This is a genomic window from Microbispora sp. NPDC004025 (genome assembly GCF_053604425.1).
The window spans coordinates 24546-39622 of sequence record NZ_JBSGHN010000021.1; the positions used below are offsets into that span (position 1 = coordinate 24546).

Annotated in this window: 10 protein-coding genes and 1 pseudogene; 4 read left to right on the forward strand and 7 right to left on the reverse strand. The window is 68.6% G+C overall.

The features are described 5' to 3' along the window. Positions 1–136: 136 nt before the first annotated feature. The 3 genes from ACWEQG_RS35570 to ACWEQG_RS35580 all read right to left on the reverse strand — a co-directional run bounded on the left by ACWEQG_RS35570 (position 137) and on the right by ACWEQG_RS35580 (position 3599). On the reverse strand, positions 137–871 hold the full coding sequence (locus ACWEQG_RS35570) for a VOC family protein (RefSeq protein ID WP_452291620.1): 735 nt from the start codon (positions 869–871) through the stop codon (positions 137–139). Between the two features lie 96 nt (positions 872–967). Next, positions 968–2572: a serine/threonine protein kinase gene (locus tag ACWEQG_RS35575; protein ID WP_452291622.1), complete on the reverse strand. Its 1605-nt coding sequence runs from the start codon at positions 2570–2572 to the stop codon at positions 968–970. A 202-nt stretch (positions 2573–2774) separates the two neighbouring features. Next, complete coding sequence (locus tag ACWEQG_RS35580; protein ID WP_452291625.1) at positions 2775–3599, reverse strand: ArsR/SmtB family transcription factor; 825 nt, start codon at positions 3597–3599, stop codon at positions 2775–2777. 712 nt (positions 3600–4311) lie between these two features. On the opposite strand from ACWEQG_RS35580, the gene ACWEQG_RS35585 reads away from it, so the two are divergent. Next, positions 4312–7008 (forward strand): ricin-type beta-trefoil lectin domain protein, encoded by a 2697-nt coding sequence (locus ACWEQG_RS35585; protein WP_452291627.1) that lies wholly within the window; start codon positions 4312–4314, stop codon positions 7006–7008. 77 nt (positions 7009–7085) lie between these two features. Here the strand turns inward: ACWEQG_RS35585 and ACWEQG_RS35590 are convergent, their stop codons facing one another. After that, positions 7086–7826, reverse strand: a complete 741-nt coding sequence (locus ACWEQG_RS35590; protein ID WP_452291629.1) for an ABC transporter permease — start codon at positions 7824–7826, stop codon at positions 7086–7088. Then, positions 7823–8527: an ABC transporter ATP-binding protein gene (locus ACWEQG_RS35595; RefSeq protein WP_452291630.1), complete on the reverse strand. Its 705-nt coding sequence runs from the start codon at positions 8525–8527 to the stop codon at positions 7823–7825. Before ACWEQG_RS35595 ends, ACWEQG_RS35590 begins: the two co-directional genes overlap by 4 nt. 87 nt (positions 8528–8614) lie before the next feature. On the opposite strand from ACWEQG_RS35595, the gene ACWEQG_RS35600 reads away from it, so the two are divergent. Both ACWEQG_RS35600 and ACWEQG_RS35605 read left to right on the forward strand, forming a co-directional pair. Next, complete coding sequence (locus ACWEQG_RS35600; RefSeq protein ID WP_452291632.1) at positions 8615–9718, forward strand: sensor histidine kinase; 1104 nt, start codon at positions 8615–8617, stop codon at positions 9716–9718. Continuing rightward, positions 9715–10338 carry a response regulator transcription factor gene (locus ACWEQG_RS35605; protein WP_452291634.1) on the forward strand — a complete coding sequence of 208 codons (624 nt, stop codon included), beginning with the start codon at positions 9715–9717 and terminating at the stop codon, positions 10336–10338. Before ACWEQG_RS35600 ends, ACWEQG_RS35605 begins: the two co-directional genes overlap by 4 nt. A gap of 99 nt (positions 10339–10437) precedes the next feature. Here ACWEQG_RS35605 and ACWEQG_RS35610 read toward each other — a convergent pair whose 3' ends face one another. Further along, positions 10438–10851: an RNA-binding S4 domain-containing protein gene (locus ACWEQG_RS35610; RefSeq protein WP_452291636.1), complete on the reverse strand. Its 414-nt coding sequence runs from the start codon at positions 10849–10851 to the stop codon at positions 10438–10440. Positions 10852–11013: 162 nt separating this feature from the next. Next, positions 11014–11390 (reverse strand): annotated as a pseudogene (locus ACWEQG_RS35615) (VOC family protein); the annotation flags it as partial. A 610-nt stretch (positions 11391–12000) separates the two neighbouring features. Here ACWEQG_RS35615 and ACWEQG_RS35620 point away from each other — a divergent pair. Continuing rightward, positions 12001–14892, forward strand: a complete 2892-nt coding sequence (locus ACWEQG_RS35620) for a glycosyl hydrolase family 95 catalytic domain-containing protein (RefSeq protein WP_452291638.1) — start codon at positions 12001–12003, stop codon at positions 14890–14892. Positions 14893–15077 lie beyond the last annotated feature (185 nt).

The window sequence follows — 15077 nt, forward strand, 5'->3', positions numbered from 1 at the left end:
ATCCGCAGGTCGACGAGCGTCCGCGTCTCAGAGCCGACCCGGTAGCTCAGGAGGGCGACCCCGCCCGCATCGCGTACACACACATGTTCCACATGGCCTGACATAGATCACCTGCATGACCCGAGCCTGCCGGAGCTCAGGCTGGAGCGAGGACGCAGAACTCGTTGCCCTCCGGGTCGGCGAGGACGATCCACGAGACGTCGCCCTGGCCGACGTCGGCGGGCCTCGCGCCGAGTGCCCGCAGCCGCGCCACCTCCGCGGCCTGGTCGTCGCCGGGGTAGGGCAGCAGGTCGAGGTGGACGCGGGTCCACGTCGTCGTCGCGCCGGGCGTCGTGCGGACGAACTCGAGGTACGGCCCGGCGCCCTCGGCGGAGCGCAGTCTCGCGTGGTCGCCGGTCGCCTCGTGCACGGTCCAGTCCACCGCCTCGCTCCAGAACCGGGCCATCGCCCGCGGGTCGGCGCACTCGACCATCATCGCGGCGATCGGCCCGGTGTCCCGGTAGATCTCCCGGGGCTCCAGCACACAGAACACGTTGCCCTCCGGGTCGGCCAGAACCGTCCACGGGACCTCACCCTGCCCCACGTCGGCGGGCCTCGCGCCGAGCTCCTTCAGCCGCGCCACCAACTCCGCCTGATGGGCCGCGGAAGTGGTGGCCAGATCGAGGTGCACGCGATACCTCACCGTCTCGGGATCCGGGACGGCGACGACGCAGACGGCGAGGGACTCAGGCCAGACGAAGCCCACGGGCCCGACACCTGTCACTGGGGGTCCCTCGCTGAAGACACCCCAGCCCAGCGCCTCCGCCCAGAACCGGCCGAGCGCCGGACTATCCCGGGCTTTGACGTTCACCAGACCAAGTCGCAGCGCCATGCCGCCCACCCTAGATCGGCTGTGGGCCCGCGCGGCTCCGGCCCGACGGGCGGCGACGGGCAGGTAGGTCCTGGCGACACCGCCGGTTCGGAATGGTCAGTCCCTGATCAGGAGGCCCCGGAAGGTGACGTCACCTTCGTCGCCGTCCCATCGGTACGCGAGCCCTTCGCCGGTCTGGATCAGGGTGACCCTGCCCACGGCGCACGTGCCCAGCCGGAAGACCAGTGCCGTGCCGGAGCTACGGGTCAGCGTCAGACTCCCCCGGCATGAGCTGTTGGTGTCCTTCCAGCTTCCGGTGCGCCCGCCCGACTCCAGCACGATCTGGACGTCGGTCTCGCTGGTTCCCACGAGCTGGTCGGGCTCCAGATGGCCGCCCCAGGTGCCGGCGAACGCGGCCGGAACCGTCCCGCCCGGCGTGGTCGACGGCACGGGTGCGGCCTTCGGCGTCGTCCCGGCGTCCCCCCCGGCGTCGCCCGTCGTCGCGGTGTCGTTCGTCGCGGTGTCGTTCGTCGCGGTGTCGTCCTGTCCCGCGCCGGCGTCGTCCTGGGGCGCACCGTCGTAGTCCGTGACGGTTTCCCCCGGCGTGGGGTCGGCGGGCGGCGCCGGTGAGCCGCCGGTGTGCGAGACGGTCGTCGTGGCCGCGGGTGACGAGGTGACGGCCGTGCCGCTGGACAGCAGGCGCGGCCCCAGCAGAGCGGCGGTGACCGACACCGCGGCCACGGCGGTCACCACCCCGGCGACGATCCCGGCACGGGAAGCCTGCCGACGGCCGCCCGCCCCGGTGGTCTCCGAGCCCGACGGGCGCGTCCCCGCCGAGCCGTGAGCCGGGAGGATCGCGGTCGTCCCGCCCTGCCGTACGTCCTCCGGCCTGGTGGTCGCCGCCGCCGCGCCCGCCTGGAGCGGGTCGGGGGCTGACCCGACGAGTTCCAGCAGCAGGTCGCGGGAGGCCGGCCGGCGCGCGGGATCCTTGGCGAGGCATCGTTCGACCACCCCGCGCAGCGACCGGGGCAGCGCCGACGTGTCGGGCTCTGCGGTCAGGATCCGGTGCATGACGGCGGGGACGCCGGCGGCGCCGAAGGCCGCGCGGCCCGTGGCGGCGAAGACGATCGTGGCTCCCCAGGCGAACACGTCGCAGGCGGGCGTGGCCGGGTCCCCGGCGATCTGTTCGGGAGCCAGGTAGGCCGGGGTGCCGACCGGGCCCGCCGTGATCGTGTCACTCGCGCCGTTCCTGGCGATGCCGAAGTCCACCACTCGGGGGCCGTCCGGCCCCAGCAGCACGTTGGCGGGCTTGAAGTCCCGGTGCACGATCCCGGCCGCGTGAATGGCCGCCAGCGCCGTGGCCGTGCCGACGGCGAGGCGTTCCAGCTCGCCGCCTTCCAGCGGCCCGCCCGAATCGACCCGCTGCTGCAGAGACGGCCCGTCGATGAACTCGCTCACCACGTACGGCACCCGCCCGTCGGCCACCGCCGTCAGCACCCGGGTGGTGCAGAAGGGCGCGACTCCGCGCAACGCGTCGAGCTCGCGGACCAGCCGCTCCTTCACCGACGAGTCGAACCCCGACTTGAGCACCTTCACCGCGACCGGTTTCCCGCGCGGCGATCGGCCGAGGAACACCACCCCCTGCCCGCCCTCGCCGAGCCGTCCGCTGAGTGTGAACTCACCCAGGACGCGCGGGTCGTCGGGCTCCAGAGGAGTGACCATGGCACCGAACCCTAGCGACGCGGGGGCGCGGTTCGGTATGCCTCACGACAACCGGACGCCGGCCACGGAGACGAGCCCGCGCCACTCCCTGTCGACCGGGCAGCCCCTCACCGAGTGCTGCTGTCGCCCTCCTCCGGGACGGTCGCCTCCGCAAGCCGGCCCGGCGGCGGCTCGCGACGCCGTCGAGCCCCGATCGCGGAGGTCACGCATCCTCCGGCAGCGGCTCGCCGGTCTCCAGCAGCGACTTCAGGCTCGCCACCACGTTCGGCCAGCCGTGGCTGACCATCTCGGCCATGCTCGATCCGGGCTCGAAGCCGTCGTGCACGACGGTGAGCTTCACCACCTGCGCGGCGGCCTCCTCGATCGTGAAGGTGACCTTCGAGCGGGCCTCGCCGGACAGCCGGGCGAGCAACTCCTCGTCCCAGCCGAAGCGCTTGGCGAGCTCCGGGGTGATGGCGTGCCAGGTGTAGGAGAGCCGGCTGTAGGGTTCGGCCTCCAGCACGACCTGCTCCGGGTCGCTGATCAGCACGCCGTGGTTGTCCCATGTCATGGGCGAGCCGACGGACCAGTCCGTGGTGAACTCCGTGGCCCAGTAGCGGCGGGTGAAGGCGGGCTCGGTCAGTGCCTGCCAGAGCTTCTGCGGCGTGGTGCGGATGTAGGTGGTGTAGACGAAGGTCGGTGCGTCCATCGGGGTCTCCTCGAGGGCGAGTTTCAGGTCCGCCAGGGCTTGGACCCTGGCCCGGTCGTAGCGGCTGATCCACCGATGGGCGATCTCGTGCACGGGCGCGGCGTTGAGGTAGTGCAGCTTCTCCCGGCCCCGCCGTACGGTCGCGACGAGCCCGGCCTCCTCCAGCACCGCGAGGTGCTTGCTGACGGACTGCCTGGTCATGTCGAGTCCGGCGCACAGCTCGCGCAGCGTCTGCCCGTTGCGGACGTTGAGCGAGTCGAGCAGCGCGCGCCGGCTCGGATCGGCCAGCGCCTTGAACACCTCGTCCATGCCCGCCCTCGTACCCGGGTTGCCGTTCACGATATGCAGCCTTTCGGTTGCATGTAAGTTAGGCAGCCAGATGGTTGCCTGTCAAGGCGTGGCTACCTTCGGCCGAAGGTGCGGCTCTCGACGAGCTCGAGGGTGGAATGTGATCACATTTGAGCGATGAAAGTTTCATCAGCAAACGTGATTCACCACAGCTGAGACCAGCGCTCCGCGTATGACCGGCGGCGTCCCTTCGCAGCCCCCGAAAAGCCCACGATGTCGGGGAAGAGCACCCGGCGCCGCCAGGGGTGGACGAGGGTGCGCCTTCCCTCCCTCCTCGACTGCCGCGCGGCGCCCCTGTCGATGCGACATCCCCCTAGACATCAGTCGGCATACGTCATACGTTTCGTCCCGAAATGGCAGCGCCACGTCTGCCACAGACCTCTTAGGGCGTGTTATGAGGCGACCTCGCGCGCCGGCGGCGTGACCCTCGTCAGCGTGGGGCCGGTGTGGACGGCCAGGACTTCTCCAACACGGGCAGGCTCTTCCTTCGCGCGTACTGGAGGGCCGTGAGTCGCACATACGAATGCTCTCTGCGTGAGACCGGCCCGCCCCTCGCCCCGCAAATATGCACGGCCCTCCGATCGACGCCCGCGACTGCAAGACAAGGCGCCACGTCCGCGCAATGGCACACCCCGATGAGTTCTGCCAAGGCGGTGCGATTTCGCGGCGGAAATGTGCTCGGAACCAGCGAAAGGAACAGAGCGTGAAGTCAGCCCTGTCCACCACTGGGAAGGCGTTAGCAGCGCTTGCGGTGTTCGTCGCCGCTGTGTTGCTGCCGGCTTTCACAGGTAATACCCCCGCCTCGGCGGCGACCCAGGCAACCTACTACGTCGCCCCCGACGGCAACGACGCCAACCCTGGAACGATCACGTCGCCGTTCAGAACCTTGCAGCGCGCGAGGGACGTCGTTCGCACGGTGAACGCCGGCATGACAGGCGACATCTACGTGTATCTCCGCGGGGGCAACTATCCGGTCGGCAGCACGATCGACTTCACGCCGGCCGACTCCGGCACGAATGGGTTCCGGGTCATATACGCCGCGTACCAGAACGAGACGCCGGTCCTCACCGGAGGCGTCCAGGTGACCGGATGGACGCAGCACAGCGGTAACATCTGGAAAGCCCCGCTGAATCGCAGCAACAAGCTCCGTGCGCTCTACGTCAACGACAAGCGAGCGTACATGGCTTCGAAATCGATAGGCTCGCAGGGGTGCTACGGCACCTACACCATCACGGCAGGACAGGCGTCCTGGGCGTGGGAATCGGGTTCGCAGTGCGCGGGAGCGAAATACAGTCTGAGCGATTTTCCCGCCATCGCCGCCAATCAGGACGACATCGAGATAGAGACGTCGACGACCTGGACCACGGCCATCGTGGGTGTCCGGCAGGTCACCACTGAGGGCTCGAACCGTATCGCTCTGTTCCAGCAGCCGGGAGCGGCCATCGCCCAGGGCGCCTTCAACGGCAACGCCCAGATCGGCGGCACCCACAAGGTCATGAACGCCTACGAGTTCCTGGACGCGCCGGGCGAGTTCTTCTTCGACAAGACGAGCCGGACGCTGTACTACTACAAGTCGAGCTCGGAGGACATGACGACCGCGGCGGTCTGGGCACCGAACAATGTGTCCACCCTCATCCGGGTCGCCGGCACCTCCACGAGCAACCGCGCCCGGAACATCACGTTCTCCGGCCTCACCGTCCAGCATTCCGACTGGAACCTGTTCAACGTGGCCGGCTCGGTGCTCAAGCAGGCCCAGCAGGGCAATCTCGGCGCGCTCGCATATGCCAAGCAGAACTTCCACGCCTACTACTACCGCAACGTCGACCTGGCGCCCGGCATGATCCAGATCGAGAACGCCGACGGGCTCGTCCTGCAGAACAACCGGATACAGCACACCGGTGTCGACGGAATCACCATGGCCAACGACGTGGTGAACACGCAGCTGATCGGGAACTACACCAACGACATCGCCGGATCCGCCATCTCCGTGGGCCATCCCCAGCATGTCTACATCGGGGACTACACCTCGTCGAACCGCGAGAAGTATCCCGCTCAGGTCGAGGGCGCCCCCAAGAACATCGAGATAAAGAACAACTACATCTACGACAGCGCCGTGTTGTTCAACGGGCACAGCCCCATCTCGGCGTACTTCGCCGACAGCCTGTCCATCCAGCACAACCGCATCGAGAAGACCCCGTGGTCCGGTATCACGCTCGGCTGGGGGTGGTGGAACTTCGACGGATCGTCAGGCTCAATCGCGCCCAACCGGCCGACCACCACGGCGAAGAACAACACCATCAGCTACAACCACATCATCGACACGGTGCAGCGCCTTAGCGACACCGCACCCATCTACACGCTGGGCAGCCAGCCCGGGACCACCATCACCAACAACTATCTGCAGGGCGTCCCGTCCGGTCACAAGTACGGACTCCACCCGGACGAGGGCTCGGCGTACATGACTTTCCGCGACAACGTCCTGAGCGTGGACAAGAATGTCACCTGGCTCATCAACTCCGACGACTTCGGGCGTAAGCATGATCTGAGCATCACGCAGACATACGGCCCTATCAACAAAGTCTCGAACAAGAACCTGCCGAACAGCACGGTCCAGGACATCCTCGTATCCTCCGACTACGTCTGGCCGTCGCAGGCCTACGGCATCGCCGTGAACTCCGGACTCGAGGACGCGTACAGGAACATCATTCCGCAGAGCAATCTCTCTCTGCCGGATTACGTCCTGCCCGCCAGCACGTCCGTCGGCGCCGGGGTTACATCGATTCCCATTCGCAGCACCGGCGATGCGAGCAAGACGGTCTGGCTGGCCCCCTCGGGTACGACCTCCTTCTCCGTCGGCAATACGATGACCCGGGCAGGCGGAACCGCGACCTCCATCGCCGTTCCGACGTCGACCGGTGAATACCGGCTCTACGTCGTGGACGCCCAGGGGAACCGGTCGGCCGAGTCGAAATCGCTCGTCAGGCAGGGCAACGGCGGCGGGACCGGCCAGCAGAGCGGCTCGATCGTCGGCGCCCAGTCCGGCCGATGCGTGGACGTCACCGGCGCCTCGGCGACCAACGGCGCGCAGGCGCAGCTATGGGACTGCAACGGACAGACCAACCAGCGGTGGACGTACACGTCCGGCAAGCAGCTGCAGGTGTTCGGCAACAAGTGCCTGGACGCGTACAACCGGGGTACCTCGAACGGCACCCAGGTGATCATCTGGGACTGCAACGGACAGAACAACCAGCAGTGGAACCTGAACTCCAACGGCACCATCACCGGTGTGCAGTCCGGGTTGTGCCTGGACGCCAACGCGGCCGGCACGGCCAACGGTACGAAGCTCATTCTGTGGTCGTGCAACGGCGGCGCGAACCAGCAGTGGAGCCTGCGCAGCTGACGTGAGGGTCCTACCGGGCCGCGGGCGGTCGTACACGCACCACCCGCGGCCCACCCTCGACGCCGCTCCATCAGCGGTTATGCGCGGTTGTTGGCGAGAACCGCGATCACCAGCGGCACCACAGCCCAGGCGCCCAGGACGGCGAAAGCGGCCGCGTCCGGCATGATGTCCGGCATCTGCTCGATGAGCTGGAGCACCGGATAGCCCGGCAGGATCCGGTTGACCACCTCGCCACCCGGCAACATCCGCCCGGCGAAGGGAACCAGCACCAGGAGCACCACGAGCACGGAGATGGCCACGACGCCGTTGCGGACGATCGCGCCGAGTGCCAGCCCCAGCATCGTGGTCATCACGATCGCGAGCGTGCCGCCGCCGATCACCACCCATGCTGCGGCGGGTGGCAGCGTGGGGTCGGACCCGGAGGCCACCACGTGCCCGTACAGGTATCCGGGGATCGCGATGAGCAGCGAGGCGGCGACGGCTATCCCACCGAGCACGGACGCCTTGGCGAGCAACACCCGTGCGCGCGACGGTGTGGCGACGAAGGTCGTGTGGATCATCCCGGAGGTGTACTCACCGCTGATCGACATGGTGCCGAGCATGCCAAGCGGCAACTGAGCCAGCACGACCCCGACATAGACGGCCACGACGATCCCCATCGCCGCCTGCTCGCCCGTCCGTCCCGGATCCCACCGCGAGACCACCGTGGATGCGCCGAGCGCGGTGAGCGCGAGCGCCGTCAGCACTCCCGAGCCCAGGGCCCACCAGGTCGACCGCAACGTGCGCAACTTGATCCACTCAGCGGCGACGGCGTTCACGACGCGCTCCCCTCGATGACGTTCATGAACGCGTCCTCCAGCGACAGCCCGGGCCGCACGAACCGCGCGGTCTCCATGTCGGCCAGCAGCCGGCCCCGCCCGATGACGATCAGGTGATCGGCGGTGACCGCCATCTCGTGCATGAGATGGCTGGAGACCAGCACGGTCCGCCCTTCGGCCGCCAGCGACTTCAGCAGTCCGCGCATCCACCGGATGCCTTCGGGGTCGAGCCCGTTGAGCGGCTCGTCGAGCAACAGCACCTCGGGATCGCCGAGCAGGGCGGCGGCCAGACCCAGCCGTTGCTTCATGCCGAGGGAGAAGCCGCTCACCCGCTTGTGCCCCGCTTCGCCGAGCCCGACCAGCTCCAGCAGCCCGCCGATGCGCGTACGGGAGATCCCGTTGGATCTGGCCAGCCACTGCAAGTGTTGCTCGGCGCGACGTCCGCCCTGCACAGCGCAGGCGTCGAGCAACGCGCCGACTTGCGTGAGTGGTCTATCCAATGTCCGGTACGGCACGCCGTTCACAGTGGCCCGTCCGGAGGTCGGCTGGTCCAGTCCGAGGATGATCCGCATGGTCGTGGTCTTGCCCGCGCCGTTCGGCCCGAGGAACCCAGTGATCTTTCCGGGGGTGACGGTGAAGGACAGGTCGTCGACCGCGGCGCTCCGCCCGAAGCGTTTGGTCAAACCGGTGACTTCGATCATGTCCCTCACGATCCGCCTCGGCGGCCGGACCGCACATCGGTCCTGAGACCGATACGCGCCGCCGAGCCCGTGGTTAGGGTCGCAAACGTGCGTGATCAGCCCCGCCCTCCCCTGCTGAGCCGAATACCGGACTGGGCCTGGGTGTCCCTCGACACCGTGGTGGCCCTGCTGCTGGCGGCCGGCTTTCTGGGGCTCATCGCTTCGCGTAACCCCGCGCCGCCCGACGCGCTCGACTACATGGTGGCCCTGGCCACCAGCCTGCCCCTCGCGGTCAGGCGCCTGTGGCCGCGGGCGGTGTTCGTGGTCGTGCTGGCCGGCGGGCTGGGGATGCGGGAGTTCCTCATCCCGCAGACGGATCCATTCGGCCTGCCGCTCGTGCTCTACACGCTGACCACCCGGAGCAGGGCGCTGCCCGCGCTGCTCGTGGCGGTGGCGGTGACGCTGCAGGGAGTACTGGAGTTCCCGCTGCGAACCCACATGATCGATCAGCTCGGGCTGGCGCTGGCGATCGTGGTGGCGGCCTGGACCACCGGCACCGCGGTACGGCAGCGCAGGCGCTACATCGAGCAAGTGTCCGTTCAGGCGGAGGAACGGGCGCGTGCCGAGGCGGCGAGGGAACGCCTGCGCATCGCCCGCGAGCTGCATGACGTCATCGGCCACAGCCTCAGCACGATCGCCGTACAGGCTGGCGTCGAACGGCACGTCGGCGACGCCGAGGAGATGCGCCGCACGCTGGGCTCGATCGAGGAGACCAGCAGGTCGGCGCTGCGCGAGACCAGGCGCCTGCTCGGCGTGCTGCGAGAGGACAGCCCGGCAGACCTGGCCCCCGCTCCGGGGCTCGGCGACCTCGACGATCTCCTGTCCAGGACCAGGGCCGCGGGCCTGGAGGTGGAGTTGCGGCTCGACGGCGAGATTCGGGGGGAGATGGAGCTCACGGTCTACCGCATTGTGCAGGAAGCGCTGACCAACGTGCTCAAGCACGCCCGGGCCCAGCGGGCGACGGTGCTGATCGAGCGGCAGGAGGAAGAGCTGGTCGTGGAGGTCACCGACGACGGCAGGAACGCACGGGAGCGGCCCTACGGCCACGGGCTGACGGGGCTGCGCGAGCGCGTGCGTCTCTTCGGCGGCGAGTTCGAGGCGGGCGTCCGCCCGGTAGGTGGCTTCCGGGTGATGGCGAGGTTGCCACTGTGATCAAGGTGCTGGTGGCCGACGACCAGGCGCTCGTCAGGGCGAGTTTCCGTCGGCTGATCGACAGCGTGCCGGAGTTCCAGGTGTACGGTGAGGCCGCGACGGGCACGCAGGCAGTGGCCATCGCCGCGAGCGAGCCGCCCGACCTGGTGCTGATGGACGTGCGGATGCCCGAGATGGACGGCATCGAGGCCACGCGCCGTATCTGCGCGGCGAATCCGCAGACTCGCGTGCTCATCGTGACCACCTTCGACCTGGACGAGTACGTCTACGGAGCGCTCCAGGCCGGCGCCACGGGCTTCCTGCTCAAGGACACCCCACCGGCCGAGCTGATCAGGAGCGTGCGGGCCGTGGCTTCCGGCGATTGCCTGCTGGGGCCCAGCGCCACGCGGCGGCTGATCGAGCGTTACGTGAGCTCACCGGCTCGTCACCTGGCCATCACCGAACGCGAGCGGGAGGTCCTGGTCCTGGTGGCGCGCGGCCTGTCCAACGCGGAGATCGCGCAGACCCTGTACGTCTCGCTGAGCACGGTCAAGACGCACGTCAGCAACCTGCTGCTGAAGCTCGACGCCCGTACGAGGGTTCACCTGGTCATCGCCGCCTACGAGGCGAACCTCGTCTAGCCGGTGCGGTGACCACGAAGGTTCGCCGCCCCCTTGGCGAACACCTGGCCAGGTCCGGTCCGCCGTGATCGCCGTGCTCAGGGAGCTTGATGGAGTACGTCAGTTTCCACGTGGCCGGCGGTCCCGCTCCTCGGCCAGCGGGCGCCCGAGCAGCTTGTCGATGCTGCGGCGCTCGCGTTTGGTGGGGCGTCCCGCGCCACGCGCCCGAACGGCCACCGTCACGGCCTCCTCGCGCGGAGGAGGCGGAGGGCTCTTGTCGACGTAGCACTCGGCGGCCACGGGCGCGCCGACGCGCTTGGTGATGACGCGGGAGACGACCACGACGCGTTCGCGCCCCTCGTGCCGCAGACGGACCTCGTCACCGACCCGCACGACGTGCGCGGGCTTGACCCGCACCCCGTTGACCCGGACGTGACCACCCCGGCAGGCGTCGGACACGATCGAACGAGTCCGGATCAGCCGCACCGACCAGATCCAGATGTCCACCCGTACGCCCACCTGCTCACCCGACACCCCGCCACTGTACTGAGAGCGGCGCGTTACCGGCGTGCGAGCCCACCTGGCCCCCGAAGCTCCGCTATCGGTGCGACGACCGCGATCCCCCAGGCGTTCCCGCTCCGGCCACGGTCTGGTCTCGCAGCGCGAAGGCCCGGTGAGGCGAGCCTAGACTCCGCGTCAGGCTGGAGCGAGTACGCAGAACTTGTTGCCCTCCGGGTCGGCGAGAACGATCCACGACGCATCGCCCTGGTCGACGCCGGCAGCGTCGCGCCGAGGATCTGCAGCCGGGCCACCTCCGCCGCCTGATCGTCACCGCGGTACGGCAGCACGTCGAGATGGACGCGGTTCCACACGGTCTTCACGCCGGGCGTTGTGCGGAGGAACTCGAGATAGGGCCCGGCTCCCTTGGCGGAGCGCAGCCGCGCATGGTCGTCGGTCACCTCGTGCACGGTCCGGTCCATCGCCTCGCCCCAGAACCGGGCCATGGCCCGCGGGCGCAGTCCACCACCACCGCGGCGATCGGCCCGGTGTCCCCGGTACGTCTCCCGAGGCTCGCCTACCGGGGCGGTCACGTCCGGGTCAACGGGGTGCGGGTCAAGCCCGCGCACGTCGTGCGGGTCGGTGACGCCAGCCGAGGCCGCCATCGAAGCCGGCGGGATTCCGCTGGCGGTGGTGTGGCTCGGGCGCACCACCGCCGACGATCAGCAAGATTCCAACAATCGTGCATGGATTCTTCGCCGCACGACTACCAAAGGTGGGATGACTCTCTGCGGGCGCGTCGCGCCCACGGATGGATCAACCGACGATAGGCGCACACCTCGCGGTCGCCGTTCTGGCGCTCAACCTTCCCGTCGGTGAAAGTTTCACCAAGCTCCCGAAAGAGGCGTCGGCCGTCCTGGAAACCGGGACCAGGTTACACGGCGCTCGAGATTGTTCTTGACCCGATACATCAGACGTCATACGTTACGCGAAACGCGCCTATTCATGGGATGTCCTCCCGACAACCCAACTGTGTTCTTGCCCTCGGAGGCACCCCTTTGGCCGCATGCGCTGCATCAGGGTGTCCCGTCGAATCGCGGCCGTACCGCGGAGGTGGACCAGTCGTGGCGGCACAGCCGGCACCCGGCCGCAAGCATCACGCCCAACTCGCCACCAGGAGCTTCAATGAACATGCCGCTGAACCGTCGACGCTTCATCGCCACCACGGCGGCGACCGTCGGCGCCGCCGCGCTTCCTTCGGCGATATTCTCTGGCCGGGCGGCCGCCGCCGTACCGCCGCAGGTGACGCTGCCGCAACGCGGCATCTACGACACGGCCGCCGCCGCCAACTGGACCGACGCCTTCCTGACCGGCAACGGCGAGTACGGGGCCATGCTCTACGGCGCGCCCACCCTGGAGAAGGTCGTCTTCACGCATCATCGGTTCGTGCTGCCCAACGGCACCCGCAACCTGACCCCGCCGGTGCTGTCGGGGCGGTTGGCGGGGGTCAGGGACAAGGCGCTCGCCGGTGACTTCAACGGTGCCACCGGCGACTTCACCTCCGGCTGGTCGCTGCGCTGGACCCAGACCTTCCATCCGGGCTATGAGCTGCGGATCAGCACCCCGGGGATGACAACGACCGCAAACTACGCCCGGATCACCGATTTCAGGACCGGGGAGATCACCTCGACGTGGACCGACAGCTACGGTGCGTGGACGCGCCGGGCCTTCGCCTCCCGAGCCGACCGGGTCATCGTCCACGAACTCACGGCCGCGCCGGGCCGGACGATCGACACCACGCTGAGCGTCAACACGGCCCTGAGCGGCGTGCCGGGGTCCGTCGGCTTCGCCACCCTGGCCACGGTCGGCAATGGTGACGGCTACCTGAACCTGCGGGGCACCTACCCCGCCGGGCAGGGGGCGTTCGGCTACGAGGGCGTCACCCGGGTGGTCGCGACCGGCGGCTCGGTACGGGTGAGCGGGTCGGCCATCGTCGTGGCCGCGGCGACCAAACTCGTGCTGCTGACCAAACTCGACCGCTACGAGTCGTCCACCGCGTGGGACGCGAAACCGCTGCACACGGCGCTGGCCGCGCTGAGCGCCGACTACGCGACGCTGCTCACGCGGCACACCGCCCAGCACACCCCGCTGTACGACCGGTCACGCCTCGACCTGAACGTCAGCGCCGCCGATCGGCAACTGTCGACCGGTGAGCTGATCGCCCGGCAGAATTCCAACCGCAACGTCATCGACCTCGCGTTGCTGGAGCGGATGTACGACTCAGGCCGTTACCTGTTCCTCAGTTCCAGCGGCGTCCTGCCGCCGCGACTCACCGGGCTGTGGACGGGCGCCTGGGACGCGGCCTGGGCCGGCGACTTCACCACCGACGCCAACGTCAACTTCCAGGTCGCCGCCGGCAACATCCTGTCTCTCACCGAGGCCATGGACGGCTACTTCAACCTGATCCTCGGCCAGATCAACGATTGGCGCACCAACGCCAGAAATCTTTACGGCACTCGCGGGCTGCTCGCCCCCTCCCGCACCGACGGCGAGTACGGCAAGATGCTGCACTTCGACGGCGGGTTCCCCGGCCACACCTGGATCGGCGGCGCCGACTGGCTGCTCTATCCGCTGCTCGAGTACTACCAGGTCACCGGCGACGCCACCTTCTACCGCACCAAGCTCGCTCCGGTCCTGATCGAGCTCGCGTTGTTCTACGAGGACTTCCTCACTCGCACCGACGCCAACGGCAAGGTCGTCTTCGTGCCGTGCTTCTCCATGGAGAACAGCCCCGGCAACACGGGCAGGCAACTGTCGATCAATGCGACCGGCGAGATCGCCGCAGGCAAGCATGCGCTGCAGGCCGCCATCGACGCCGCCGACTTCCTCGGCACCGAGCAGGGCCCAGGCCAGGGCGTGCAACGCTGGACCGCCCTGCTGGCCAAGATGCCCGATTATCGGGTCAACGGCGACGGGGCGCTCGCGGAATGGTCGTGGCCCAGCCTGACCGACCGGTACAACCACCGTCACGTGCAGCACATGTATCCGGTCTGGCCGCTGCACGAGATCAACCCCGAGGACAAGCCCGACCTGATCCGCTACGCGAGCCGTGCCCTGGATCTGCGGGGGGACGAGGGAGGGGAGGCCCACGGCGCCATCCACCGCAGCCTCGCCCGGGCCCGGCTCAAGGACGGCGCCGGCGTGTACGGCAGCCTGCGGAAGATCCTGGGCAACAACATGATCTTCCGATCGTTGATGACCTCGCACAACCCGAACCTGTCGATCTACAACGCCGACGCCGCGAACTCGCTGCCCGCGATTCTCGCCGAGGCGTTGGTCTACACCAGGCCCGGCATCCTGGAGTTGCTGCCCGCGCTGCCCGACCAGTTCGCCAAGGGCACGATCACCGGCGTACGCGGCCGCAACCGCATCCGAATCGACTCGCTCACCTGGGACATCAGCTCCCGGACCGTCACCGCCACCGTCATCTCCGACATCACCCAGACCGTGACGCTCATCTGCAGGCGCGGGATCTCCTCGGTGACCACCAGCGCGGGCGTCGCCGACTCGCCGTTGGGCGGCCATGCCCGGCAGGTGTCACTGACCGCGGGTACGACGACCCAGATCACCGTCGAGCTGGGCACCGGCGGCCCGTCCACCGGCGTCGTCCGCCTGGTCAACCGCAACAGCGGCAAGGTGCTGGACGTCTACGGCGGCTCCACCGCCGACGGCGCGACCGTCGTCCAGTGGCCCTGGAAGGGCGGGGCCAACCAGCAGTGGCGGATGACGCAGAACTCCGACGGCTCGTTCCGGCTTATCAGTGTCGGCAGCGGCAAGGCCCTCACCAGCCCGAACGCCAATCAGGGCACCGCCCTCGTCCAGATGACCGACACCAACGGCACGAACCAGCGGTGGAAACTCGTCCCCGCTGCCACGAGCGGCTACTACCGGCTCGTCAACGTGGGCAATGGATTATGTGCGGACGTCGAAGCCGGCTCCACGGCCGACGGCGCCCGAGTCATCCAATGGGCCGGCAACAGCGGCGCCAATCAGGAATGGCAGATCACCGCCGTGTGACACCGGGACCCGGCCGCGTTCCTTCGCACTACCCGGCTAGCTTCCCGTCAGCTGTGGGACTGCAACGGACAGACCAACCAGCAGTGGAACCGCAACTCCAACGGCACCATCACCGGTGTGCAGATCTCTGCCCGCAGACCCTGTCGCCACGCGTTCGACACCGTCGCAAGACGGCAAGCCGCAAT

Bases quoted from the DNA above. Each gene is read 5' to 3' on its own strand.
- ACWEQG_RS35620 (WP_452291638.1), top strand. From the start codon at position 12,001: ATGAACATGCCGCTGAACCGTCGACGCTTCATCGCCACCACGGCGGCG.
- ACWEQG_RS35595 (WP_452291630.1), bottom strand. From the start codon at position 8,527: ATGATCGAAGTCACCGGTTTGACCAAACGCTTCGGGCGGAGCGCCGCG.
- ACWEQG_RS35570 (WP_452291620.1), bottom strand. From the start codon at position 871: ATGGCGCTGCGACTTGGTCTGGTGAACGTCAAAGCCCGGGATAGTCCG.
- ACWEQG_RS35575 (WP_452291622.1), bottom strand. From the start codon at position 2,572: ATGGTCACTCCTCTGGAGCCCGACGACCCGCGCGTCCTGGGTGAGTTC.